Raw genomic sequence first — 24334 nt, 5'->3', positions numbered from 1 at the left:
TTCCCTGAAAAAGCCTATATTTAGGGATTATATTCCCTGAAAAAGCCTATATTTGGGGAATACACAGTCTGAGTATGATTAATCGGGTGCTAAAAGCTACTTTAGAGCGTAAAATCGATTTCAAGAAGGCCATCGTCATTCTGGGACCTAGGCAGGTGGGAAAGACAACTTTAATTACCACCATCGCTTCGGCTTTGGATAAAGACTTTTTATATATCAACGGTGATGATCCTGCGGTAAGGACACTTTGGAGCAATCCTAGCCAAGCTTTTATTAATAACTATATTGGTAATAATAAAGTGGTCGTATTTGATGAAGCGCAGCGACTTGAGAATATCGGATTAAGTGCAAAGATGATCATAGATTCCAGGAAGGATATTCAATTGTTTATCTCGGGGTCATCTGCATTGGAAATTGCGAGTAAGATCAATGAGCCGCTTACTGGACGAAAATGGGAGTATAGGCTGTATCCTTTGGCCTGGAGGGAACTGAAGGAGCAATTTTCTTTTGGAAAGGTGCAACCGCGATTGGAGGAATTTCTAATTACGGGTATGTACCCTGATGTAATTAATAATCCGGCCTCTGGCATTGAAACGTTGAATAACTTAGCCGGAAGCTATCTATATAAGGATATCCTGGAGTCGGGCGGCATACGTAGGCCAGATGCGCTGATGAAGTTGTTGCAGGCACTGGCCTGGCAGGTGGGAAATGAGGTTTCGTATAATGAGCTGGCGGTTACGGTGGGGCTTGACAAGGCTACAGTAGGTAATTATATAGATTTGCTGGAAAAATGTTTTGTTGTATTTCGATTAAACCCGCTGGCCCGAAATCTGCGCAATGAGATAAGTACGTCTAGAAAGATCTATTTTTATGATAACGGAATCCGGAACAGTGTGATTAACAATTTTGCTCCTTTGGTACAACGGAATGATATTGGCGCACTTTGGGAGAACTTTATTATAAGTGAGCGTAAAAAGAATCTGGCTTACTCGGGCTTTTACGGCAACACTTATTTCTGGAGAACGGTAGGCAAAGCTGAGATAGACTATATTGAGGAGCAGGACAATTCTTTCGAGGCTTTTGAATTAAAATGGAATCCGAAGGTACGGGTGAAGTTTACGCCATCGTTTTTAGAAAGCTACAACCCGAAAGCAGTAGGGGTCATCAACAGTGATAATTATTGGGAATATCTTTCTTAGTTTTCCCGGACGTCATTTCGAGCACAGCAGATATTTAAAGATTTCCGCCCCAGACGAAGTCGGAAAAGCCGCTTTCTGACGGATATCGGCCTATCAGAAGATTTTGTTTGAGTTCGATGGCATCGGCTCTTTGTTCTAGTGTTTGTTTGTCTTTCTGAATGGGGGTTTCTTTCACTTCCAGGGCGATTTTGCCGTCGAAGATGAAGTCGATTTCCTGACCGGTTTTCTTTTGATAGTATTGTAATGAGCCTTGCGTTTTCAATTGAGCGGCAATGGTATTTTCAAATAGTTGTCCGCTTGAAAGCTGATCGGTACCCAATATGTTTAATATCCCGGTGTCCGCAAAGTATAGCTTGGTTTGCTGGGATATTTCTTTGTCGACGTTTTTGGTAAATGGTGATACCTGATAAACGAAGTAGGTGTATTCCAAAAGTTGAATATAGGTGGCTATCTTTTGTCTGTTGATGCCTGTTACGCTGGCGATCTTTGTATAGTCTACCTTATTCCCTGCCCGGGCAGCCAGGATCTTGACAAGTTTATACAAGTCTTCGCTCACTGAATAGTCGGAGAGAAGTTTTACGTCGAGTTCGATGTACGAGTTTACGATGTCTTTAAGAAGTTCAGTTTTGTCGTCTTTATCTGTTTCAAGGACAACCTCTGGAAATCCTCCGAACTTTATGTATTCGGCATAGAGTTCATTGTATCTGTTGTACCAGCTAATATTCAGGGGCTGCCATTTGTGTTTTTCATAGTTTCCTACGGGTATGTCTTTAAAGACCAGGTATTCCTGGAAGGACAGTGGATACATTTCAAAGATGCGTTTTCTGCCTGCAAGGCTCTCTGAAAAGTGGTTCTTCATGTAATAGGAACTGGAGCCTGTGACGATGAATTTAATATTGTAGGTGTCGTATAGATATTTAATGACACTTGGGAGGTTTTCTACAAGCTGGATTTCGTCTAAAGCGATCAGGGCCGGGCTTGAAAAGTCAACACCCATAATTTCGAGCTCGGCTTTAATGCCCTCGTAGTTCTGTCCGTTGAACAGTAGCCTCACCTCCACCCGTTCACAGTCGAGGTAAATGTAATTGTTGTGTCCGATGTTTTGGAGTACATATTTTACCGCGGTGCTTTTCCCTACCCGTCGCATTCCGGTAATGACCGTGATTTGCTTTTTTTGACTATGAGCCAGCAAATCTTCGTATATATGTCTGTACTTCATGATGTAAAATTAATCAAAAAGTATTACTTAATGACAAGAAATCAATCACAAAGTATTACTTTATGACGAAAAACTAATCAAAAAGTAATGCTATGTGATGAAAGTTCAATCAAAAAGTTGCCAGTACCGTCATCTCGAAGGTGCGTAAATAATATATATTTGCTGACGGACTATGGTTGTATACGACAAACTTACCGATCAGGAGCTTACGGAATTATTGGGGGGCGGCGACTCGGCTGCTTTCGGGGAGATCTATAACCGGTACAGCAATTTGCTTTATGTGTATGCCTTTAAACTGACGGCCGATGCTGCGACGGCGCAGGATATTGTGCAGGAACTTTTCATTTCACTTTGGGATAAAAGGGGGCAGACGGTGTTTTCGGCGTCCTTACGTGCTTATCTTTACAGCAGCGTGCGTTATAAGTTCTTGAAGCTGGTGGCGCACGATCGTGTGCGTGATGGGTATGCGGCGCAGTTCCTGCAGGGGATGGAAGAGGGCCTGAATTCGACCGAGGACTATATGGACGAGAAGGAGCTGATTGCTGCGGTGGAGCGGTTGGTGCTTGATCTTCCGCCGAAGATGGCGCGGGCTTTCATCATGAGCCGGCTCGAGTTTTATTCGAACACGGAAATTGCGGCGGAACTGAATGTTTCGGAGAAGACGGTGCAGAACTTGCTCAGTATGGCGGTGAAGCGGATAAGGCCGAATGTGGGCAATGGTTTTTTATCTCTTTTTTTGTTTTGCTGAGGGCTGATCTGATTTTTTTAAATTTTTTTCGGGATTTTTCGGGTGCTGGGCGGACGTGTTATTAGGGGGCGGTATTGCCCGGGGTAACAAATGGATAAGCTACAAGCACAGGAATTGATTCAAAGGTATGTGGAAAACAGGGCTACGGCTGCTGAAAGGCAGGTGGTGGAACGATATTTCCTGACTTATCTTAAGGAGCGCAGCGCACTGCCCGATGAGGAGATCATTGCCGCAGCTAACCGCGAGATGCGTAAAAATTTGCATAAACATATTGCACTGACTGCAAAACCTGCTCCGCGTATGCGCCGCTTGTGGCCGGCAGTTGCCGCTGCTGCTTCGGTACTGCTGGTTATGGCAGCTTTGTTTTTTGGTCTGCCTTACTGGAAAGCTTCGCAGGAGCGGGTGCAGATTGTGGGTAAGCTACGGGTGTCGCCCGGCAAGAACACGGCCACACTGCGTATAGACAATGGCGAGGTTGTGCAGTTGAGCGAAACGATGCATGGGGTGATAATCGACGCTGCGTCGGTTACTTACAACGATGGTTCGCGGGTGGTCAATGCTGCACCGCTGGGCAGGATGCTGACCGCGGAAACGCCAAGGGGTGGGATGTATGAGTTTACACTGAGCGATGGTACGCGGGTATGGCTTAATGCGGCTTCTTCTCTCCGGTTCCCTTCGGTTTTTGAAAAAGGGGAGCGACGTGTAGAACTTTCAGGCGAAGCTTATTTTGAGGTATCTAAACTGGCTGATCCCACGCCTTTCCTGGTGGTATCTGCCGGTCAGCTGGTAGAGGTTCTGGGTACGCATTTCAATATTGAAGGCTATGGCAAGGGCGGTACGAAAACAACCTTGCTGGAAGGTTCGGTTAGGGTATCGCCGCTTAGTGTGGAGGGTCGGGTTAGCGGAAGTAGTGTTTTACTGCAGCCGGACCATCAGTCGCGCCTCAACAATGACGAACTCCAGGTTGTCCGCATAAACGCGGAGGAGGCAATAGCATGGAAGAACGGTTATTTTGACTTTAATGAGGAACCGCTGGAAAGCATCATGGAGCGTATTGCACGCTGGTATGATGTAAAGGTGGTGTACGAAAATCCGGCCTTGCGCAAACAGCGTTTTACGGGGAATATTTCGCGGGCCAATGAGGTATCGGATGTGCTGAACAAACTGGCGCTTACCAGGGTGCTGCGTTTTAAGATAGACGGGCGGAGGGTGATTGTAACAGATTAACACTTGAATCAACTAGAATTTATATAAACCAACAAACCTAAACTCACATGACAAATCAGTACAAAACAGATTCTTAACCACCACAGACCTCAGCGGATTTTTAGAGAAATAAAAAACGGGAGTGCGCTAACACCCCCGATTTATGTACACCGGTGAAGTGCTTTACCTTGCAAGACGGGCACGACACCAATAACAGACTAATGTATGAATTTTTATAAACTATTGATGGTTATGAGATTGATCATCTTTTTATTGACCGCTTCTCTGATGCAGGCGAGCGCCACGGGCTTTGCGCAGCAGCTGACGTTGACACAAAAGAATGTTACGCTCAAGGAGGTTTTTAACGAAATCAGAAAGCAAACAGGCTATAATGTGGTCTGGCCGCAGGAGTCGGTACGGTCGAGCACCAGGATTGATGCTAACTTCAGGAGGGCTAGCCTGAAGACCGTACTCGACGCCTGTTTTGCCGGAAAGCCACTGGAATATACGATTGAAGACCGTACGATTGTGGTACGCGAGCGTGAGGATGGCTTACTTCAACGCTTTCTGAATGCCATGAATGCGATTGATGTGCGTGGTCGTGTGGTAGATGAGAAGGGTGCACCGCTTGCCGGCGCTTCAGTAGTAATTGACGGCAGGCAACGTGCGGTAACTGGTAGTGATGGTACTTACCTGATCAAGGGCGTGGAGCCAGGAACGAAAATGACCGTATCGTACATTGGCTATAAGTCAAAGGAAGTTACGGCCAGTACCTCCAATCTGGTAGTTTTACTTGAATTGAGCGATTCCAAATTGGATGAGGTGCAGGTTATGGCGTATGGAACTACATCAAGAAGGCTGGGAACGGGAAATATTGAAACCGTGGATGGGGAAACTATCGCCAATACCCCAGTAAACAATCCGCTTGCTGCGCTGGAAGGCCGGCTTGCGGGAGTTCTTGTGTCACAGGATAGTGGGGTGCCCGGATCGGCCGTTAACGTGCAGATTCGTGGAAGGACGCGGGTGGATCCGACTTTTGGGGCTGCGGAGTCTCCGTTATTTATTATCGATGGTGTACCAATTGCCAGTGGCAATGAAAACCTGAATCTCCTGGGTTCGGCGATTTCGGGAAGTTCTATCTCCGGACTGAGCCCTTTCAGCACGATAAGCCCAGGAGATATTGAAAGTATAGATGTACTGAAGGATGCGGATGCGACAGCTATTTACGGTAGTCGAGGTGCAAGTGGTGTTGTGTTAATCACCACAAAGAAGGGTGTTGCCGGCGAGCCGGTTATATCCGCCCGGTTTGGTTCAGGCTTTAGTAAAGCCAATATCCCGCAGATGCTGAATACAAAACAATACCTGGAAATGCGTAAGGAGGCTTTCAGAAATGACGGTAAAACAATGACTGTGGCGAATGCACCTGACGTAATGCTGTGGGATACGACCCGTACAACGAACCTTGCAGAAGAGCTGTTGGGTGGAACGGCTAGTTTTACCAATGCCGAGGCAAGTGTTTCGGGCGGCTCTCAGCAAACGCAGTATGTGGTGAGAAGCACTTATGCGAGGGAAACTAATGTGTATCCAACGCCTATGCCGAATACCCGGGGAACAGTGTATGCTAACTTGAGCACGAAAGCTTTAAAGGATAAGCTGAATTTAAATTTTGTGGGTAGCTATGCTTCTAGTACGAATAAGAATGCAGGCACAGATCCGTCTATGAAGCTGATCTTGCCTCCGCATTTTAAGTTGTATAACGACGATGGAAGTATCGCCTGGAATGAAGGAGGTGTATATGTAGGCGGCGGTATTATGGATAATCCCTTAGCTTATCTTTTAGAAACATATACTGCAAAGACGGGAAACCTGACCGGCAATCTCGTACTCGGCTATAAGATTTTGCCTGAACTAACAGTTAGAACAAGTTTAGGATACAACAAAATCCGTACGGATGAGTTAAGGAACAGCCCCAAAACGGCTAAAAACCCTATGTCAGCCAATATCACGAATACCTCTCAGTTTGGTAACAGCATCTTTGAAAGTATGATTATTGAGCCGCAGATAGAATATAAGAAAGCCGTTGGTCCGGGCAACCTTAACGTACTGGCTGGGGGGACGCTGCAGTCACAAACGCGCGATGGCTACAACTTTACCTTGCGCGATTACTCCAGTGATGCATTGCTGGGTACGATGTTCGGTATTAACAGCAGTAGTTTCGTTAATCCCAACAGTCTGGCTAATGAATACAAATATGCCGCGATTTTTGGTCGGGCTACCTATAACTACGACGATACGTATATCCTGAACCTCTCGGGTCGTCGAGATGGTTCGAGCCGTTTTGGCCCGAACTATAAGTATTCGAGTTTTTGGGCTTTGGGTGGTGCATGGATATTTAGTAACCTCGACGTGCTGAAGGATAGCAAAGTGCTGAGTTTCGGCAAACTGAGGGCAAGCTATGGTATTACTGGTAACGACCAGATTGGCGACTATCGCTACATGGCTTTGTATGCTTCAAATGCCTTTTCGCCCACATACAAGGACTCCCTGGCCATCAGTCCCGAATCGTTCTTTAAGCCGGACTTACATTGGGAGATGAACAAGAAATTGGAGTTTGCGACCGAGCTGGGCTTCCTGAAGGACAGGATTATTGTGAGTACGGCTTGGTACCGAAATAATTCCAACGACCCATTGGTGCAGTATCCTTTGCCTACTGCGACTGGTTTCTCTACAGTAACCGCCAACCTGAATAATGTGGTGGTACAAAATCGGGGATGGGAATTTACCCTAAACTCTAAAAATATTAAAAGTGCCGATTTTAACTGGAACACAAATTTTAACCTGACACTGCCAAATAACCGCCTACTGAAGTATCCTGACTTGGAGCAGTCGAGTTATGCTAGCAGATACATTGTAGGGCGATCTCTAGACCTGGTGTATATCGGGGAATATCTGGGTGTTGATCCCACAACAGGACTGTCGCAGGTGCGGGATGTAAATAATTCGGGAAAATTCGAGGTTACAAATACAGGTGACCTGACCCCAAGGTTCGACACGGAGCCGGCCTATTACGGTGGTTTACAGAATGATTTTCAGTACAAGAACTTTGGGTTTAGCGTATTTTTGAATTTTAATAAGCAGTGGACCAGAAACTGGATGATGGCCCTGGATCCGAGAGGTACCGGAGCACCGATGGGCGATATGTACAACGTTCCTGAAAACGCATTGAAGCGCTGGCAATACGAAGGACAAATTACGGATGTTCAAAAGTATACTACGATAATTCCTGCGTCTAACGCACTTGTTGGTCAGCGTGCAGCCCGCTCCACGGATGCGATTTATAACAATGTGTTCTATATGCGGGTGCGAACGGTTAATCTGAGTTATAATTTGTCGCCAGCCTTTGCAAAGTCAATTGGCCTAAAATCAGCCGGCATTTACTTGCAAGGCCAGAACCTGTTCACTTTTTCACCGTTCAGCAGCGTAGACCCACAAACTGTTTTCATCAGCCGCTTGTCGCCCTTGCGAACTTATTTGGCTGGATTGCAGGTTAGTCTTTAACATCTCAAAATTAATCACATGAAAAAAATAAACTTTATATATCCGTTTATCCTGTTGCTCGGCGCAAGTGGTTGTGAAAAGGCAGTGGAAGTAGATATACCGATGGGAAAATTTACCAACAACGCAGTTTACAATACGGATGACCTCGCTCAGGCGGGGGTGCGCGGCGTCTACGCCAGCATGGTGGCAATCTTTAGCAATACACCCTTCCAGGGAGGGCTAAGCGGTAACCTGGGTCTGCTTTCCGACGAGTTGGTGCGGGGAAGTTATAGTGACGATCAGCGGGTACTGCTAGAAAATAACCTTTCTCCAACACTTGGTATTGTTTCTGGCTTGTGGGCTACGTATTACAATTATGTACTTCAGGCAAACATGGTTTATGAAAACGCGGAGGCTTCGACCGGCTTGAGTCCGCTTGTCCGGCAGAGTATTATGGGAGAAGCGAGACTGTTAAGGGCCTTGGCATTTTTCTATCTGACCAATATTTACGGCGATGTGCCGCTTACACTAACCTCTGATTATACAAAAAATGCCTTGCTACGCGTGTCTTCTCCGGAAGAAGTTCTCAAGCAGGTTGAGGCCGACCTTCTTTATGCACAGCAAAATCTTGTGGGAAACAGTACTGCTCCAGGATTTCGGTATCGACCGACGAAGTGGTCTGCCACTGCGCTGCTTGCCCGGGTCTATTTGTATCAGCGAAACTGGGCTGCGGCAGAAGAAGCTGCGACCACCGTAATTTCACAAAATGGTATTTTTACTCTGGAGGCTCTCGACAACGTATTTTTAGCTACTTCTAAAGAGGCGGTTTGGGCGTTGAATAATGCAGGTTCGAACATTTACACCACAGAAGCTGGTACGGTGCAGGGGCAGGCAACTTCGAACGCTCAGTTCCATTTGTCGCCTTATATGTTATCGAAATTTGAGGCGACCGATCAGCGCCGGGTGAAATGGACAAAGACCTTTGGCGCACCCGCAACTGTGGCTCCGTATAAGTTCAAAACGTACTCCAATACGCAGACTGGTGCGAAGGCGGAATCAGTGATGTTTATTCGCCTTGCAGAGCTTTATTTGATCCGGGCCGAGGCACGTTCTATGAGAGATAATTTGCCAGGTGCTATTGCGGATGTAGACGCTGTTAGGGTTAGGGCAGGCGCTGTAGCTAATAATGATGGTGCCAACGCATCGAATCCTTTTAAAACGATCGGCTTTTCAAACCCGACCATTGATAAAGAGGCCCTGGTTGAACTGATTTATGACGAGCGGCTGCGTGAGCTTTTTGCCGAGTTTGGGCACCGCTGGTTTGACGCCAAGCGTTCAGCCGCCGGTATTGTTGCGTTTTTTGGAGAGCGCAAACCGGGTATATCCGCAACTGACGCATATTTCCCTGTTCCGGAACGTGAGAGACAATTCAATCCTAATATTGATCAAAGAGATGGTTATTAACGTTCGGGCGCGCCATTTGGCGCGCCTTTTTAAATGCTCAGTTATGGTGATTACAAAGATTATGTTCGTCGTGGTGATTGCGCTGCCATTTTGCTTACACGCGCAAACTGACGCAGGTAAATTGACACCGGAGCAGCAGGCTTCTAAGTTAAAGCGTAATTACGAGGTCATAGATAGCGTGCAGGCGCGGATAAGTGCGGAAAAAGACGTCAGGAAAAAAGATGTGCTTTTTTGTGACTTTTTTAATAGTGCAGCGGGACAGGAGAAATTCTTTGCGGTGTACCGTGACGGGATACTTAAAGATCTGGCTGTGGGGTATGCGGCAAATAATGATACGACTGCCTCAGATGCACGCATCGGAATGATCCGCAACGATCGGACAAGGGAAGAGGCGGTGAGGCTTTCGGCTGCTGCTTATGCGACAGCAGGTAATGTTGAGCGCGGGTTGCGAATGCTGCGGCCAAAGCTGGATGCTTTCTTTTTACCGGATGGGACTTTGAAGACGGAGAATTTTTTTAATTATGACTACGCGGTGAAAGTTCTTGTAAGCATTCTGCCTGAGGGCTCAGAAGTAGAAGTGATCCACTATCTGAGGCCTTATTATCAGTTTAGCGGCGGCTTCTTCCCTTCTGATGTGTGGGAAAGACTTGCAAAGCCTGATTTAGAGCCTCGCAAGCAATTGTTTTATCGATATGCGGAAGCTCTGCGTAAGGAGTCGCCCAAGGAAATTGCTGCTGTAGTGGCGAAGGCTTTTGAGATTGGGGCGGTGCCAAAGCCCATGCGCCCTGCGGTGATAAAGGATTTTTCTGATGTGTCTGGTTTTGAACGGCAATTTGACGCAGTAAGTGCTGCGGGTAGAGCTGGTTTCAATAGAAATGTGAGTGCGCTGCTTTCGAAGCCAGATATGAATGGTAAAGTATGGGGCGCACAAGGCTTGAAAGAAAAATATATGTTAATCGATTTTTGGGGCAGTTGGTGTTTGCCTTGCCGTTTTGGCCATCCTCACCTAAAGGAACTGTACGCTAAATACAAAGACAGGGGTTTTGAAATTGTTGGCATCGCGAAGGAAGCTCCTGCGGCACCTGAGGTGATTCAGCAGAAGTGGCGCAAAGCTGTTGCTGAAGACAAGATTGAGTGGATTCATTTGTTGAACAATGAGAACGAAAGCACGTTTGATGCGGTTAAGGCTTTCGGCATAGGGTCGTTTCCGACTAAGATACTGCTCGATAAGAACGGAAATGAGATAGGGCGGTATGGAGGCAAGCCCGATGAGCTCGACGCTAAATTGAAAGAAATATTTGGTTTCTGATTCGTCAGATGGCGCAGACGTTTCCGATAACGATGATGGCGGGATAGTGCAAGCCGGCGCTTTGGGCTGCCGACTCAATGTCTTTTACTTCGCAGGTCACTTTTTTCTGCTGTGGCAGGGTGGCATGTTGTATGATCGCCGCTGGTGTGTTGCCCGCATCGGCGGCGATATACGTTTGCGCGATTTCCGCCAGTTTTTTCATGCCCATATAGATAACGACCGTGGCGCGACTGTGAATGGCGCAGGTGAGGTCTTTCGACAAGCTTCCGTCTTTCTTGGTTCCGGTAATGGCCCAGATACTCTCGCTTACACCGCGATGCGTTAGCGGAATGCCGCTGAAGCCTGTGGCCTGCATGGTACTAATGCCCGGTATATAGTGTGCCGGGATGCCGTTAGCTTCTGCGAAAAGCAATTCTTCGAACCCGCGACCGAAAATAAACGGATCGCCGCCCTTTAATCGCACGACTACACTGTGGTTTTGGGTATAATGTTTAATTAACTCGTGGATTTCTTCCTGAGATGTGCATTTTTCGTAAGGTTTTTTGCCTACATATACAATTTTGCATAGCGGATTTGCGATTTCCAGTAGTTTTTTATTGATTAGGTTGTCGTAAAGTATGACTTCTGCACGCTGGAGCACCTTAAATGCTTTAATTGTCAACAAATCCGGGTCTCCAGGACCTCCTCCTACTATAAATAATCCAAAATCCTCTATTTTTTTCATGATATTCTTATAAATAACTGATGTGCTGTTCAAAATTGCAATAAAATTCTTGTGTTTTTAAACAATTAAATAATTAAAATCATAAAAATTTGGATTTTTGTGATGTAATATGCTAGATTTGGATGATGTAAATCATGTTTATTTAGAAAACATTAAAAAATATCCGTTATGTGCTCGAAAAAACTCGTAATAATTGGAAATGGGATGGTCGGACATAAGTTTTGTGAGAAAATTACTGACCGATCTGACGAATTTTCCATAACTGTGTTCGGAGAAGAGCCTAAAATCGCCTATGATAGGGTGCATTTGAGTGAATACTTTAGTGGAAAGGGTGCGGATGACCTCGCACTTGCTTCATATGACTGGTATAGGGAGCGCGAAATTACTTTGCACCTGGGTGATCCGGTCAAGGAAATCAATACCCGGGAGAAAACGGTGCATTCGCATCGGGGCCTTAGGGTAGAATATGATTACCTGGTTATGGCGACGGGTTCTGCGGCTTTTGTGCCGGATATACCGGGGGTGGAGAAGCAAGGGGTATTTGTCTATCGCACCATAGAGGATCTGGACATGATCAGGGATTATGCCGTTGGCGCCAAAAGTGCGATGGTGCTGGGAGGTGGTTTGCTGGGTTTGGAGGCTGCGAAAGCATTGATGGATCTGGGTGTTCCGCAAACGGGTATTGTGGAATTTGCGTCCAGGCTGATGCCGAGGCAGATCGATCAGCAGGGCAGTGCGATCCTACAGGCTAAACTGGAAAGCCTTGGGCTGGATATTTATTTGAATAAGAATACTTCGCTTATTGAAGGTGGCGACCACATCTCTGCTTTGCGTTTTACTGACGATAGTGTGCTGGAGACGGATATGCTGGTGATCTCGGCAGGCATAAGGCCGCGGGATGAACTGGCCAGGCTGTGCGGACTTGAGGTGAGCAGTCGCGGTGGTATTGTGGTAGATGACAGGCTTCAAACCAGCGATCCGTCGATTTTTGCGATTGGTGAGTGTGCTTTGCATGCACAGATGATTTACGGTCTGGTAGCGCCGGGTTATGAGATGGCTGAGGTGGTGGCTGCCAATTTATGCGGCGCGCAGAAGCGCTTTAGCGGGTTTGACATGAGTACTAAGCTGAAGCTTATTGGTGTGGATGTGGCAAGTTTTGGTGATAACCTGGTATCGGAACCGCATTGCCGGACGATTGTTTTTGAGAATAGGCACAAGGGTGTTTATAAAAGGATTAATATCAGTAATGACGGGCAATACCTCCTTGGCGGTATTTTGATCGGTGATGCGGCAGCGTATAATATGCTGCTGCAAACGGTCAATAACAGGATTGTTTTGCCGCCTGATCCGGAGGATCTGGTGCTGGGCGCCCGTGGCGGACAGGAAGCTGCCGGGGCTGGTTTGGCCGGTTTGCCCGACAGTGCCGTAATCTGCAGTTGTGAGGGGGTAACCAAGGGGCAGATATGCGGAGCTGTTTCCGAGGGTGGTTGTGAAACGGTGGATGCTTTAAAATCGTGTACGAAGGCGGGTACTGGCTGCGGTGGCTGTGTGCCTATGATGAAAGATTTGATGCTGCATACGCTTAAGTTGAACGGTAAGTACATCAGAAATGTGATTTGTGAGCACTTCGCCTATAGCAGACAGGAGTTATTCGACCTGATCCATATTCATGAGCTAAAGAGTTTTAATGAGGTGCTTGATGCGCTGGGTAAGGGCGATGGCTGCGAGGTGTGCAAGCCGCTGGTAGTATCGCTGCTGGCGAGTTTGTGGAACGAGATGATCCTGAAGAAGGGTAACGACGTGGCGCAGGACAGTAACGACCGTTTTCTGGCAAACATTCAGAAGGGTGGTTCGTATTCGGTGGTGCCACGGATTCCGGGGGGTGAAATTACGCCGGATAAGCTGATGGTGATTGCCGGTGTGGCCAAGAAATATAATCTGTATACAAAGATTACGGGCGGGCAGCGTATTGATATGTTTGGCGCTTATCTGAACGATCTGCCGCTGATCTGGTCGGAATTGATTGCTGCGGGGTTTGAAAGCGGACATGCTTATGGTAAGGGCCTGCGCACGGTGAAAAGCTGTGTGGGAAGTACCTGGTGCCGCTTTGGTTTGCACGATAGTGTGAGCTTTGCGATCCGGATAGAGGAGCGTTACCGGGGTATTCGTGCGCCGCACAAGTTTAAGTCGGCCGTAAGCGGCTGCATCCGCGAGTGCGCTGAGGCGCAAAGCAAGGATTTTGGAATTATAGCTACCGAAAAGGGCTGGAACTTGTATGTGTGCGGCAATGGTGGCAGCAAGCCTCAGCATGCCTTATTGCTGGCGAGCGATCTGGATAGTGAGACCTGTATCCGGTATATCGACCGTTTTCTGATGTTTTACATTCGCACGGCTGATCCGCTGACGCGGACGGCAACCTGGCTGAACAAGATGGAGGGTGGTATCGATTACCTGCGCAATGTGATCGTAAATGATAGCCTGGGTATGGCCGGACAATGGGAAGGGGAAATGGACGCTTTGATAAAAAATTATACCTGTGAATGGAAGGAGGCCATCGAGAATCCGGAGATCAGGAAGCGCTTCCGCTATTTTGTGAACGACCCGGTGGCTAAAGATCCATCGATAAGATTTGAGGAAATGCGCGGGCAGAAGAAGGCCGCGGAATGGATAAAGCAATAAACTTTTAAACCCAATGAATATGGAACTAAACACAAACTGGCTGGCAGCCTGCCGTATTGAGGATGCCGCTGAAGATGGAGGTGTGTGTGTGAAGCATGAGGAGGAGCAAATCGCCTTGTTTTATTTTAAACGCAGAAATGAGTGGTATGCCACGCAGAATGAATGTCCGCACCGCCGGCAGATGGCCTTGAGCCGGGGGATGATTGGTACGGCTACCGACGAACCTAAGGTGGCCTGTCCCTTTCATAAGAAGACTTTTTCGCTGAGTACGGGTGAATGCTTAAGTGCGGAGTCGTGCGGAAGCTTGAAGACTTATCCTGTTAAGGTGGAGGATGGTACGGTATATATTGGTTTAACCGCTAGCAATTAAGACGATGGATTATGTATCTCCTAAAGAAGTGGCCGGAACGATGATGAGTTCGGCACTTGCTAAATCTGCGTTAACGGTTAAGGATCTCCTGATCCGCGGTGCGATGTCGGGCGCCTTGCTGGGCATCTCTGTAACGTTGGCTTACCTGGCTGCCTCGCAAACGAAATTGAGTATGGCAGGGGCCCTGGTTTTTCCGGTGGGCTTTGTGATTATTGTGCTGCTCGGACTTGAGCTGGTAACGGGTAGTTTTTCGCTGGTGCCACTGGCCTGGCTGGAGAAGAAGATATCGGCTACTGTGATGATCATGAATTTGTTCTGGGTGTTCATCGGTAACCTGATCGGTAGTTTACTCTTCGCTTTTCTGTTTTGGAGTGCTTCTTCTGAAATGGGTACGGCGACGCTGCTGGGCAATATTGAACTGATGCTGGTGACGGCCGCTGAGAAAAAGACCATTGGCTATGCGGCGCATGGTGGTGCGGGTCTCTTCGGGGCTTTTGTGAAGGCTATTTTATGCAACTGGATGGTGTGTATGGGTGTGGTGATGGCGATGACTTCTAAATCGACCGTAGGTAAAATCCTCGCTGCGGGTATTCCGATCTTTATCTTTTTTGCACTCGGGTATGAGCATGCGGTAGTCAATATGTTCGTGATCCCCGTGGGCATGATGTTTGGCGCTAAGGTTACGGTGGGCGACTGGTGGTTGTATAATCAACTGATTGTGACGGCTGGAAATATCGTAGGCGGACTGCTGTTCACCGGTGCTGCGATTTATTATACTTACGGAAAGAGCAAGGAACAGGTGCTTACCAATTCTATTTAATGTTTATGTGGAGAGTTACTTTTTTAGTTGCTGTAATTGGCGGCCTGGTTGTTTGCATGTCTTGTTTTTCCCTGAAAGCACAAAGCACAACGGTGCGGGCGAGCCTGTTTGAGGGTGTAGTGGCGGTGGGTTATATCGACCGTGGTGCCACGGTTAATTTTACTGGTCCGGCCATTAAGGTTACGCATAGGCCTTTTAGCTTTTTAGCCGGAATGCTGCCCAGCCTAAAAATCAAAAAGGACAATGCCCCGGCAAATGCAACACGAAATGCAAGTGTGATACCTTCTCTTGGCTTCGGGGCTACGCTGATATATAAGCATATTGCCCTGCAGGTTCCCTTCTTATATAATCCAAAGACAGCCACTGCCAATGGTAAATGGAACGCCGGGATTGGTTTGGGATATAAGTTTTAAGAAGTGATTAGCGCAGTCAGCGTTGCTTCGGAAGAGATCGCAATGCGTTTGCCTGAAAGGCTGATGAGGTTTTCCTGGATCATTTCGTTCATGGTGCGGAATACGGTCTCATAAGTTGCCCCTGCGAAGGCCGCGAGATCCTGTCTGCTCATATCTACCGCAATGCACTGGTTTTCATCGAGCCCGAATTGTTCTTTAAGCTGGAGCAAAGCGACGGCAAGCCTGCCTTTTACGGGCATAAGTGCCAGGTTCCGCATTTTCTTTTCCGATTCTTCTAATTCGGCGGCATAGAACATCATCAGCTTGAACGCGAAATCGTGATTGACTTTTAACGTACTGATGAAGAACTCGGCCGGGATAAAGCAGAGTTTGGTTTCTTCGAGTGCAGTGGCCGATATAGGGTAAGTGGCATCGGCAGTGCCCAGACCGCGGTGACCCAGGATTTTCCCGTTGTTGGCAAAACGGATGATAAGTTCTTTGTCGCCCCAATGCTTATGCACTTTTACATTGCCCGTATAAACAAAGTAAATGCCGGTCACCGGATCGCCTTCTCGGAAGATAACTTCGTTCTTTTTGACCACGAAGTTTTTCTTGTGTGCCGCGATAGCGGGTTGCCATTCCTTCATCGTACATTGGCACATAAAGCAGCGCTGCAGATCGCAACATTGGGTCTTTTTCATTTATATGAGATCAAAAGCCCGGGCATACATGGTAAGCTCGTAACTGGATTGTGCGTTTAGTTTTTTGCGGATGTTTTTCCGGTGTGTTTCCACGGTTTGTTTAGAAATAAAAAGGGAATCGGCAGTTTGGATGGCGGAGTAGCCCCGTGCCATGTATTGCAGGATTTCCTTTTCTCGTTCGCTAAGGGTAGCAAAGGTCTTGTAGTTGCTGCGCAGGAAGTTGTTTTCTTCCATCAGGCGCTCGGCTTTTGTGGCCATGTGATGCATGGAATCCATAGGGAAGGCCATGGTGATGGTGAGCAATGGTTTTCCCTGATCGTTACGGAGCAATACCATGGTGCTGGCCATGTGCCATGTAAAATCCGGTTCGCCAGCAAGGCGAACCTGTTGAAAATAGGCGCAGGTTTGGTCTGTTATATTGCTTTCCATGAGCGCGGATATTTTAGGAACATAGTCGCTCGAGTCCTCCGGATTGAAATATCGCTGATGATATTGTTCTGAGCTGAGTGCGGTTATTTCCTCGAGTGACGCGCCAAGCTCCTTCAGCCCGCGCTCTGATACCCATGCTACACTCCAGTCGGCCAGATCGTGAATGACGACAACGCCGGGCAGCTTGTGTGCGATAGCTGCTATCTCTGCTATACTGTTTCGGATAAGGTGCTGTTCGGTTTGGGTATGAAGTACTTTCAATAGTCAAGAGCTTTGTTTATGTGTAGCGAATTTAGGTAATTTTCCAGCACTTTAATGAATACATGTAGATGATATTGTGATCGTTCAGCAAAAATGTCTTGCTAAAACTATTTTGTTTCCTGCATAATACCCGTTTACAGGGATTTTGCGCTCAAAAGGCATGTTTTCTTTGGTTTTTGATGCATTTTCAGGATTTTTGCGGAAAAAAATATCAAATTATGAAAAGACGCTTACTCTCGTTCCTTGTTTTGTGCATGAGTGTTGTTGCAGTTTGGGCTCAGGACGCGCCTGCCGATTCTGCTAAATCTGCTTCTGGCTTTAAGTTCTCATTGGAAAACGCTGCCGTACAGGCCCACGCTGGTACACAGGGATTCGGCGTAGCAGCCCGTTACGCTTTCTTGCCTAACCTTTCTGCCCGCCTGGGTGCTTCTTTCGGATCAGTAAAAATTGAAAAAGGTATCAGCTTTGACAATTTATCTTCTGATAACACCTTGAAAGCAGAGGCTTCCAACATGCATTTGTGGGCAGAATTCAGTCCGATTAGCTGGCTGCGGATCAACGCAGGTGCCGGCTACTTCTTTAAGGCGGAGGCGACGATGGAAACGATACCTAATGAGTCTGTGACCCAGGATGGTATTACGCTTGAACCTGAGGAAATAGGCAAATTAACGACTACGGCGACTTATAAAGAATTTGCGCCTTACTTCGGACTAGGCTTCGGCAGAGGTATTCCTCAAGGTCGGTTCAACGTGAACGTTGATTTGGGAACTTATTATCTTTCTGCTCCAAGCGTGACCATGGTGGGCACGGAGTACCTTGCAGATAATGGCCACAACGGACCGATATTGGAACGCAACATGAAAGACTACAGGTGGCTTCCGGTACTGCAACTTAATCTGACCTTTAAATTCTCAAAATAACCTGCTATGAAAACTAAAGATATTCTTCTGATACTGTTCGCATTGCTGTCGGCTGGCGTAGTGCTGTATGCTTGTAAAAACCCTGGTGAGGGTGTAACCATTAACATAAATACCAATGTACTTAAGGCTCCCACGGCTGTTCAGTTTGTGAACGCTGTAGATGGTGCGGCAAACCAGCCTAACAATTTTCCGGTAACCATTGGTGGCCCGGATGCTGATAAGGTAGTAACCTCCGATAATAAAACGACTTTTAATGCTTCGGAAGGTCGTATTTTCCTGGCCTTGAAGAAAGGTGTAATGCCTTCTGAGTCGGATCCTATCGTCTTTACCGTAGCCGCGGAAGTTCCTGGATTTACGCCGGCAACGCATACTTTCCGTATTACTGCAGATGAACCGCAGTCGGTGGTTGTTCCGGTGATTGAATATGCCAACCCTGTTCCTGGAACTACTGCGCTAGTGGAAGAATTTCCGTTGCAGGGAGGTGTTCCAACTGCTCCTATTACCATTGAGACACCTGCTAATGCGGGTATGAGCGAACAGGCATCTATTGTGATACCTGCCGGAACGGAATTTCTTGATGCTCAGGGAAACAAGATAGTAGCCGCTCAGTTGGAGACTCGCATTGTACAATACGGGACCGAATCAACGGAATCTCTAACCGCATTTCCAGGCGGATTTAATGTAACGAACATCACGGGTGAGAACGGTCAGCCAATACCTGGCGGTGTTGCATTTATTACGGCGGGTTTTATTGCGATGGATATGTATGCGGGCGGAGTAGAGGTGAAAAACTTCTCGAAGCCCCTTGAGATTAAGATGGATGTGAGTAATAATGTGACCAATCCTGAGACAGGGCAGCCTGTTAAGGCAGGCGACAAGCTACCTGTTTGGAGCCTTGACGATAAAACCGGGCAGTGGAAATTCGAGTCATCCGCAACGATTGCGGATGACGGGAGAGGTAATTTATCCGCATCGTTTACGGCAAGTCACCTTTCTTTTTGGAACTTTGACTGGACTTCGTCATTCTGTGATAAACCGTTCCAAATAACAGTCAATGCACCTGGAAGAGTAGGTGCAAATTATGTGGTGTATATCGAGTCGGAACGTGGCTATACTACCGGTTCATACGCATATGTTTCCGGCTCCAATCAATGGACCGTCCGTATCCCTAACGAGAACGTTAGGTTTCAGATCTTTGACGAGACGCTTCGGACTCGTTACCTCGTAACACCTTTCATGCCTTCCTGTGCTACCGGTTCGATTGTATTAGATATTCCGCCGGCGACCAACATCGATTTGGTCAACGTGAAGATGGTACTTCAGGGTACTTGTCCGAATAAACCGGTTAACGAAAACGTTAGCTCCTGGGCGAGAATCAGGGAGAAAGGTTCAACACAAAGCTCGGTAGTGTATGTTGTTAATGGAAAACTTGATCTGATACTCAAAAACAACACCGAATATGTGGTAGAGGCGCAATACGGTAACAACTGGAAAACCGCTGAGATTATGTTCAGAAAGGAAAACTTTACCTTTCCGGGTACAGTAAGCGGTACCGCAACCTATGTTCAATCCACAAACACTGTTAACGTTTTAGCACAATTTAAGTTACCAAATTGTAACTAGTAGGACGGTGTAGTTAATAATGATATATTTGGCTTTGGAGCGTAATCTCTAAGGCCATTTTTTTTAATCCTCGGTGGTGACAGCTTTTTTCATTTGAAACCATAGCCATAGCCAGACCAGGACGTAAAGAAACGCTAATGTGCAGATGATTATTTCGACGTTCATAATATTTGGTTAAGTTGATTATAACAATAACATTGTTTTGCTGTTATTGTTTAGGTATCCCTAATTGATCGTGAATTTTGATATTTGATTTGATAAATGCAAATAATTTTAAATAATAATTTACAACTATGTCTGAAATGAAACCTGCTCTTGTAATTCTGGCGGCCGGTATGGCCAGCCGTTATGGTGGTAACAAACAAACAGAATCATTTGGCCCTTCGGGCGAAACGATTATGGAGTACTCTATTTATGATGCGATTAAAGCAGGGTTTGGTAAGGTGATCTTTATTATTCGTGAAGAATTTGCCGAGGCTTTCAAGGCCGCTATTGAGCCGAAGCTGTCTGGTAAAATTGAATTGGACTATGTGTATCAGTCGCCCGATAAATTTAGCGGCGGTAGAACTATTCCCGCTGAGCGGGTGAAGCCTTTCGGCACACAGCATGCGCTGCTATGCACAAAGGATGTGGTAGATGGTCCTTTTGCGGTAATCAACGCGGATGATTTTTACGGGTATGAGTCCTTCAAGTTGGCTTATGATTTCCTTACTAGCCAGGCGACAGACGGCAAGTACGCCAGCATGGGATATTTATTAAAGAATACTTTGAGCGACAATGGATCAGTTACCCGCGGAGAGATCAGCGTGAATGCTGAAGGTAATGTAAGCGGAATTATTGAGCGTAAGGAGATCTACAAGGTAGATGGCAAGGCTATTACGAAAGAAGGCGACTCAGAAAAGGAATTGCCGCTGGATACGAAGGTAAGCATGAATTTCTTTTGTTTTACGCCAGAATTTGTAAACTGGAGTGAGGGCGAATACAGCAAGTTCCTGGATAAGCATCTCGAAACTGATTTGAAAGCGGAATTTTTAATTCCGGAAGTTGCCGACCTGTGTATCAAGGCGGGGAAAGCTGAACTTAAAATGATTCCTACACCGGCCAAATGGTTTGGTGTGACTTTTAAGGAAGATGCCGCGGTGGTGCGCGGGGAACTGCAAAAGCTGGTCAACGACGGCGTATATCCGGAGAACCTCTGGGCTTAATGCAAGATTCTCAGCCCGCTTTGATGCGGGCTTTTTTATGCCCTTACATATATTTTTGCGCCACAGTTGTTGCACTTGTAGCGTTTAAAGCTATGGCCGAGCAGACGCTTAACTAAAAATCCACGGGGAATTCTGGTGTCGAGGTCTCCGGTTTTGCATCTTGGGCATTTGGCGTATACCCTGGCCTCACTCAGCCATGTTGGTTCTGGATGCTTTTCCATGTTCAGTAGGGTTATATTAAAGATTGTTTGGTAAAATTTGTTCGAACAGGGAGGAAAAATCACATCTTTCGATGATCTGGTTGTAAAATTACATTAAATACAAATAAAACGTATTAGCAAAATTAAAATTAACGATTTTTTCATGAAAAATATAGCATATCATAATATTGCGACTAGAAAATAATTCTGAAAATGCCGGTATAAATTTGTAATTTTGTTGTGAACCAGAAAAAAATAAATGAGATAAGCTATTTTATTTAATTTTTTATTCGCTACATGCAGACACGGTATCTTTATCTTCTACGTTACATCCTCGCGGTCACTGATTTATTAATGCTCAACCTGGTGTATTTCGTCGCTTATTATGTGACAAATTTGCTGGGAAAGGACGTCTGGATTGAGCTTTTGAAGCATTATGTGGTTGTCTGCAATTTGATCTGGCTTTTCAATGCGACGCTTTTTGGACTCTACACCGAATATGGCGCCCGTAAACTGGAAAGGATATACCGGGGTACCTGGCGCAGTGTACTGATGCACTTTATCTTGTTTTCGTTATACCTGATGTTCCAGAAAGACGCGGAATTTTCCCGGACTTTTATCGTGGTATTTTATATCCTGCTCGGACTTTCCTTCATACTTAACCGCTTTATAGGCACGGCACTGCAGTTCTTGCTGATTAACAAGTATAAGGTCACGAAAAAAGTTGCGGTAATGGGTTTGAATCCCACAGGCCAGCGTTTGGCGGAATATCTCAAAGCAAGAAAGAACTTTGATTTTTACGGATTTGTGGGCAATACGAGCAGTGGATTTAACTATAAAACGGGAATGCTCTCTGAGGATGTGGTTAGCGAGATGGAACAGGCTGCGGCAAATGGCGTGCAGGATCTTTATGTTGCAGTGCCGCCCGACCGGATGTCGCATATTCATAATCTGGTGCGCGAGGCTGATAAGCAATGTCTGCGTTTAAAGTTTATCCCCGACATTGCAGGTACCCTAGCCGCCCCCTATACGATCAATTATATGGGTGGTGAGTTCCCTGTGATTACCTTGCGCAACGAGCCGCTGGAAATTATGGGCAACCGTTTTAAGAAGCGGGCTTTTGATGTTATTTTTAGCGGACTCGTTATTGTGTTTATCATGAGCTGGCTTTATCCGATTATCGCAATACTGATTAAACTGCAGAGTCCAGGCCCGGTGCTCTTTAAGCAATTGCGCAGTGGCCGGAACGATGAACCGTTCTGGTGTTACAAGTTTCGGAGCATGAAGGTAAATAAAGACAGCGACAAGAAGCAGGCTACGAAAGACGATGATCGGATCACTCCAATTGGACGTTTCCTGCGCAAAACAAGCCTGGATGAATTGCCTCAGTTTTTCAATGTGTTTTATGGAAGTATGAGTGTAGTTGGTCCACGCCCGCATATGCTGAGCCATACAGAAGCGTACAAAGCAATTATAGGCCAATTCATGGTCCGCCATTTTACTAAACCTGGCATCACAGGCTGGGCGCAGGTAAACGGGTACCGCGGTGAAACGAAGGAAGATGACGCCATGCGTAAACGCGTGGAGTTTGATATCTGGTACCTGGAAAACTGGACAGGTATGCTCGACGTGAAGATTGTTTTTATGACGGTGATTAATATGCTCAAGGGAGAGGAGAACGCATATTAACACTTCCGGAAGTTTTGTTTATCGGATTAATTTGGTTAAGTTTGCCATCTTAAACATTTGATAACGAATAAAGTAGTTTTTTATTGTGAGCTCTTCTTCTTATACCTGGTCTTCCGCAGCTTCGCTGGTACTATCACCACCGGCAAGTAAGATAGATCATCTAAGTTTTAGCTCGTCTATAGCAGATAAGTATACCTTTATTTATAAGATCATCGGTGTGTTTCTGGACCTTGTCCTGCTTAATGCGTCTGCTTACCTGGTTTATTTTCTTCTTGATCTGGACGCACTTAAGCCGCTGAACACGATGCATATGGTGGTGATAAACCTATTATGGATGTATCTGACCCGGGTAACGGGACTATACAGGCATGCGGTGTCTAAAGAGGCGATTCCAACCATTAAGCAGACGATAATTACCCTGTTTCTCTTTGGTTTGGGCGTAAGTTGCCTGTCTTTTTACGTGAAGGAGTTTGATCTTGACCGGAAAGAGATTGTTTATGCAGCATTGATCTTTGCACCGGCCCTGGTGATGGGGAAGATCGCTTTTCTTCTTTTCCGGAAGGCGCATCGCGATACGCTGGTAGAAAACACTAAGGTAATTATTGTAGGAGCGGGACCCGTTGGGGTGGAACTGGAGAAGGTTATGGAAAGCCGGAAAAACCTTGGACTAAGGGTGATGGGTTTTTTTGATGATAAACCGAACCTCCAGGCAGGCGACGTTAGGGTGCTGGGCGGGGTTAACGACTGCATAGCCTACGCCAAAGAAAATGGTATTAAGGAGATCTACTGTGCCTTGCCAGATCGGGCCCAGAGTAAGATAAAAGCACTGATGCTTGCGGCAGACAGGGAGATGATCCGGTTCAGGCTTGTGCCCGACGTTAAGGATCATTTTCACAAGAACGTTAATGTGCGTATGCTGGGCCATTTTCCTGTGATAAGCCCAAGGCAGGAGCCACTTGAATTAATGCAAAACAAAATGGCTAAGCGCGTGTTTGATATCGTGTTTTCATCCTTAGTTATTGTGTTTATACTTAGTTGGGCTGTTCCTTTGCTGGCTTTATTGATTAAACTTGATTCGAAAGGGCCTGTTTTTTTTAAACAGCTGCGTTCAGGAAAAGACAATCTGCCGTTCTTCTGTTTGAAATTCAGGAGTATGCGGGTAAATGAAGACAGCGACAAGCGTCAGGCGGTGAAAGGTGATCACAGGATAACCCGCTTGGGAGCTTTTATGCGAAGGACGAGCTTAGATGAACTGCCACAGTTTTTCAATGTGTTTGTCGGACATATGTCTGTGGTTGGACCCCGGCCGCACATGCTGCAGCATACGGATGCTTACTCGGAAATGATAGACCGATTTATGGTCAGGCATTTTATTATGCCGGGGATTACGGGCTGGGCTCAAGTTACCGGATTCAGGGGTGAAACGTCTGAAGAAGGCTCTATGGAAGCCAGGGTGTCGGCCGATATATGGTATTTGGAGAACTGGTCTATGCTTTTGGATTTGAAAATTGCGTTTTTAACCGTCTGGCAGGTTTTTGCAGGACATAAAAATGCTTATTGATGCGTTTGAGGCGGATATGTAGATAAATTTAACAGAATTTGGAAAAAAGTTAACATTAAACTCAACACAATGCAGTGA

The 24334-nt window shown here is 46.4% G+C and carries 19 protein-coding genes; 15 read left to right on the top strand and 4 right to left on the bottom strand.

Annotation, left to right across the window (positions count from 1 at the left end; genetic code table 11):
• Nucleotides 1–74 precede the first annotated feature (74 nt).
• Entirely contained in the window at nt 75–1199 is a 1125-nt protein-coding gene (locus QEP07_RS09455; RefSeq protein WP_285009766.1) for an ATP-binding protein, read from the top strand.
• Nucleotides 1200–1233: 34 nt separating this feature from the next.
• On the opposite strand, the gene QEP07_RS09450 is transcribed toward QEP07_RS09455, so the two are convergent.
• Complete coding sequence (locus QEP07_RS09450; RefSeq protein ID WP_285009764.1) at nt 1234–2418, bottom strand: ATP-binding protein; 1185 nt, start codon at nt 2416–2418, stop codon at nt 1234–1236.
• 172 nt (nt 2419–2590) lie between these two features.
• Between QEP07_RS09450 and QEP07_RS09445 the strand changes: the two genes are divergently transcribed.
• The 5 genes from QEP07_RS09445 (at nt 2591) to QEP07_RS09425 (ending at nt 10682) form a co-directional block, all read left to right on the top strand.
• A complete protein-coding gene (locus QEP07_RS09445; RefSeq protein WP_285009762.1) occupies nt 2591–3166 on the top strand; it encodes an RNA polymerase sigma factor in 576 nt (191 codons plus the stop codon).
• 90 nt (nt 3167–3256) lie between these two features.
• Complete coding sequence (locus QEP07_RS09440) at nt 3257–4393, top strand: FecR family protein (protein WP_285009759.1); 1137 nt, start codon at nt 3257–3259, stop codon at nt 4391–4393.
• A 231-nt stretch (nt 4394–4624) separates the two neighbouring features.
• The gene (locus QEP07_RS09435) at nt 4625–7930 is read left to right on the top strand and encodes a SusC/RagA family TonB-linked outer membrane protein (protein ID WP_285009757.1); all 3306 of its coding nucleotides are present in this window, start codon (nt 4625–4627) and stop codon (nt 7928–7930) included.
• Between the two features lie 18 nt (nt 7931–7948).
• On the top strand, nt 7949–9373 hold the full coding sequence (locus tag QEP07_RS09430) for a RagB/SusD family nutrient uptake outer membrane protein (protein WP_285009755.1): 1425 nt from the start codon (nt 7949–7951) through the stop codon (nt 9371–9373).
• Nucleotides 9374–9416: 43 nt separating this feature from the next.
• Nucleotides 9417–10682 carry a TlpA family protein disulfide reductase gene (locus tag QEP07_RS09425; protein ID WP_285009754.1) on the top strand — a complete coding sequence of 422 codons (1266 nt, stop codon included), beginning with the start codon at nt 9417–9419 and terminating at the stop codon, nt 10680–10682.
• Between the two features lie 4 nt (nt 10683–10686).
• On the opposite strand, the gene cobA is transcribed toward QEP07_RS09425, so the two are convergent.
• Nucleotides 10687–11406 carry a uroporphyrinogen-III C-methyltransferase gene (gene cobA / locus QEP07_RS09420; protein ID WP_285009753.1) on the bottom strand — a complete coding sequence of 240 codons (720 nt, stop codon included), beginning with the start codon at nt 11404–11406 and terminating at the stop codon, nt 10687–10689.
• Nucleotides 11407–11574: 168 nt separating this feature from the next.
• On the opposite strand from cobA, the gene nirB reads away from it, so the two are divergent.
• From nirB to QEP07_RS09400, 4 genes are read left to right on the top strand one after another with little or no spacing between them, the layout of a single operon-like run.
• Nucleotides 11575–14085: a nitrite reductase large subunit NirB gene (nirB, locus tag QEP07_RS09415; protein WP_285009752.1), complete on the top strand. Its 2511-nt coding sequence runs from the start codon at nt 11575–11577 to the stop codon at nt 14083–14085.
• Between the two features lie 19 nt (nt 14086–14104).
• Nucleotides 14105–14455 carry a nitrite reductase small subunit NirD gene (nirD, locus tag QEP07_RS09410; RefSeq protein WP_256003358.1) on the top strand — a complete coding sequence of 117 codons (351 nt, stop codon included), beginning with the start codon at nt 14105–14107 and terminating at the stop codon, nt 14453–14455.
• Between the two features lie 4 nt (nt 14456–14459).
• Nucleotides 14460–15275, top strand: coding sequence for a formate/nitrite transporter family protein (locus tag QEP07_RS09405; protein WP_256003360.1), 816 nt, complete (start codon nt 14460–14462; stop codon nt 15273–15275).
• Between the two features lie 5 nt (nt 15276–15280).
• On the top strand, nt 15281–15688 hold the full coding sequence (locus tag QEP07_RS09400) for a hypothetical protein (protein WP_285009750.1): 408 nt from the start codon (nt 15281–15283) through the stop codon (nt 15686–15688).
• Here the strand turns inward: QEP07_RS09400 and QEP07_RS09395 are convergent.
• Complete coding sequence (locus tag QEP07_RS09395) at nt 15685–16368, bottom strand: Crp/Fnr family transcriptional regulator (protein ID WP_285009747.1); 684 nt, start codon at nt 16366–16368, stop codon at nt 15685–15687. The genes QEP07_RS09400 and QEP07_RS09395 overlap by 4 nt on opposite strands.
• Nucleotides 16369–17058: a helix-turn-helix transcriptional regulator gene (locus QEP07_RS09390; protein WP_285009744.1), complete on the bottom strand. Its 690-nt coding sequence runs from the start codon at nt 17056–17058 to the stop codon at nt 16369–16371.
• 218 nt (nt 17059–17276) lie between these two features.
• On the opposite strand from QEP07_RS09390, the gene QEP07_RS09385 reads away from it, so the two are divergent.
• The 5 genes from QEP07_RS09385 to QEP07_RS09365 all read left to right on the top strand — a co-directional run bounded on the left by QEP07_RS09385 (nt 17277) and on the right by QEP07_RS09365 (nt 24256).
• Nucleotides 17277–17978 (top strand): hypothetical protein, encoded by a 702-nt coding sequence (locus tag QEP07_RS09385; protein ID WP_285009743.1) that lies wholly within the window; start codon nt 17277–17279, stop codon nt 17976–17978.
• A gap of 6 nt (nt 17979–17984) precedes the next feature.
• Nucleotides 17985–19601 (top strand): hypothetical protein, encoded by a 1617-nt coding sequence (locus QEP07_RS09380; RefSeq protein ID WP_285009742.1) that lies wholly within the window; start codon nt 17985–17987, stop codon nt 19599–19601.
• Between the two features lie 302 nt (nt 19602–19903).
• Nucleotides 19904–20806 carry a nucleotidyltransferase family protein gene (locus QEP07_RS09375; protein WP_285009740.1) on the top strand — a complete coding sequence of 301 codons (903 nt, stop codon included), beginning with the start codon at nt 19904–19906 and terminating at the stop codon, nt 20804–20806.
• 497 nt (nt 20807–21303) lie between these two features.
• Nucleotides 21304–22695: an undecaprenyl-phosphate glucose phosphotransferase gene (locus QEP07_RS09370; protein WP_285009739.1), complete on the top strand. Its 1392-nt coding sequence runs from the start codon at nt 21304–21306 to the stop codon at nt 22693–22695.
• Nucleotides 22696–22780: 85 nt separating this feature from the next.
• A complete protein-coding gene (locus QEP07_RS09365; protein ID WP_285009736.1) occupies nt 22781–24256 on the top strand; it encodes an undecaprenyl-phosphate glucose phosphotransferase in 1476 nt (491 codons plus the stop codon).
• Nucleotides 24257–24334 lie beyond the last annotated feature (78 nt).

The organism is Pedobacter faecalis, assembly GCF_030182585.1.
GTDB lineage: Bacteria > Bacteroidota > Bacteroidia > Sphingobacteriales > Sphingobacteriaceae > Pedobacter > Pedobacter faecalis.
The sequence above is the reverse complement of the archived record's forward strand: the minus strand, read 5'-3'. Positions and strand labels throughout refer to the sequence as shown.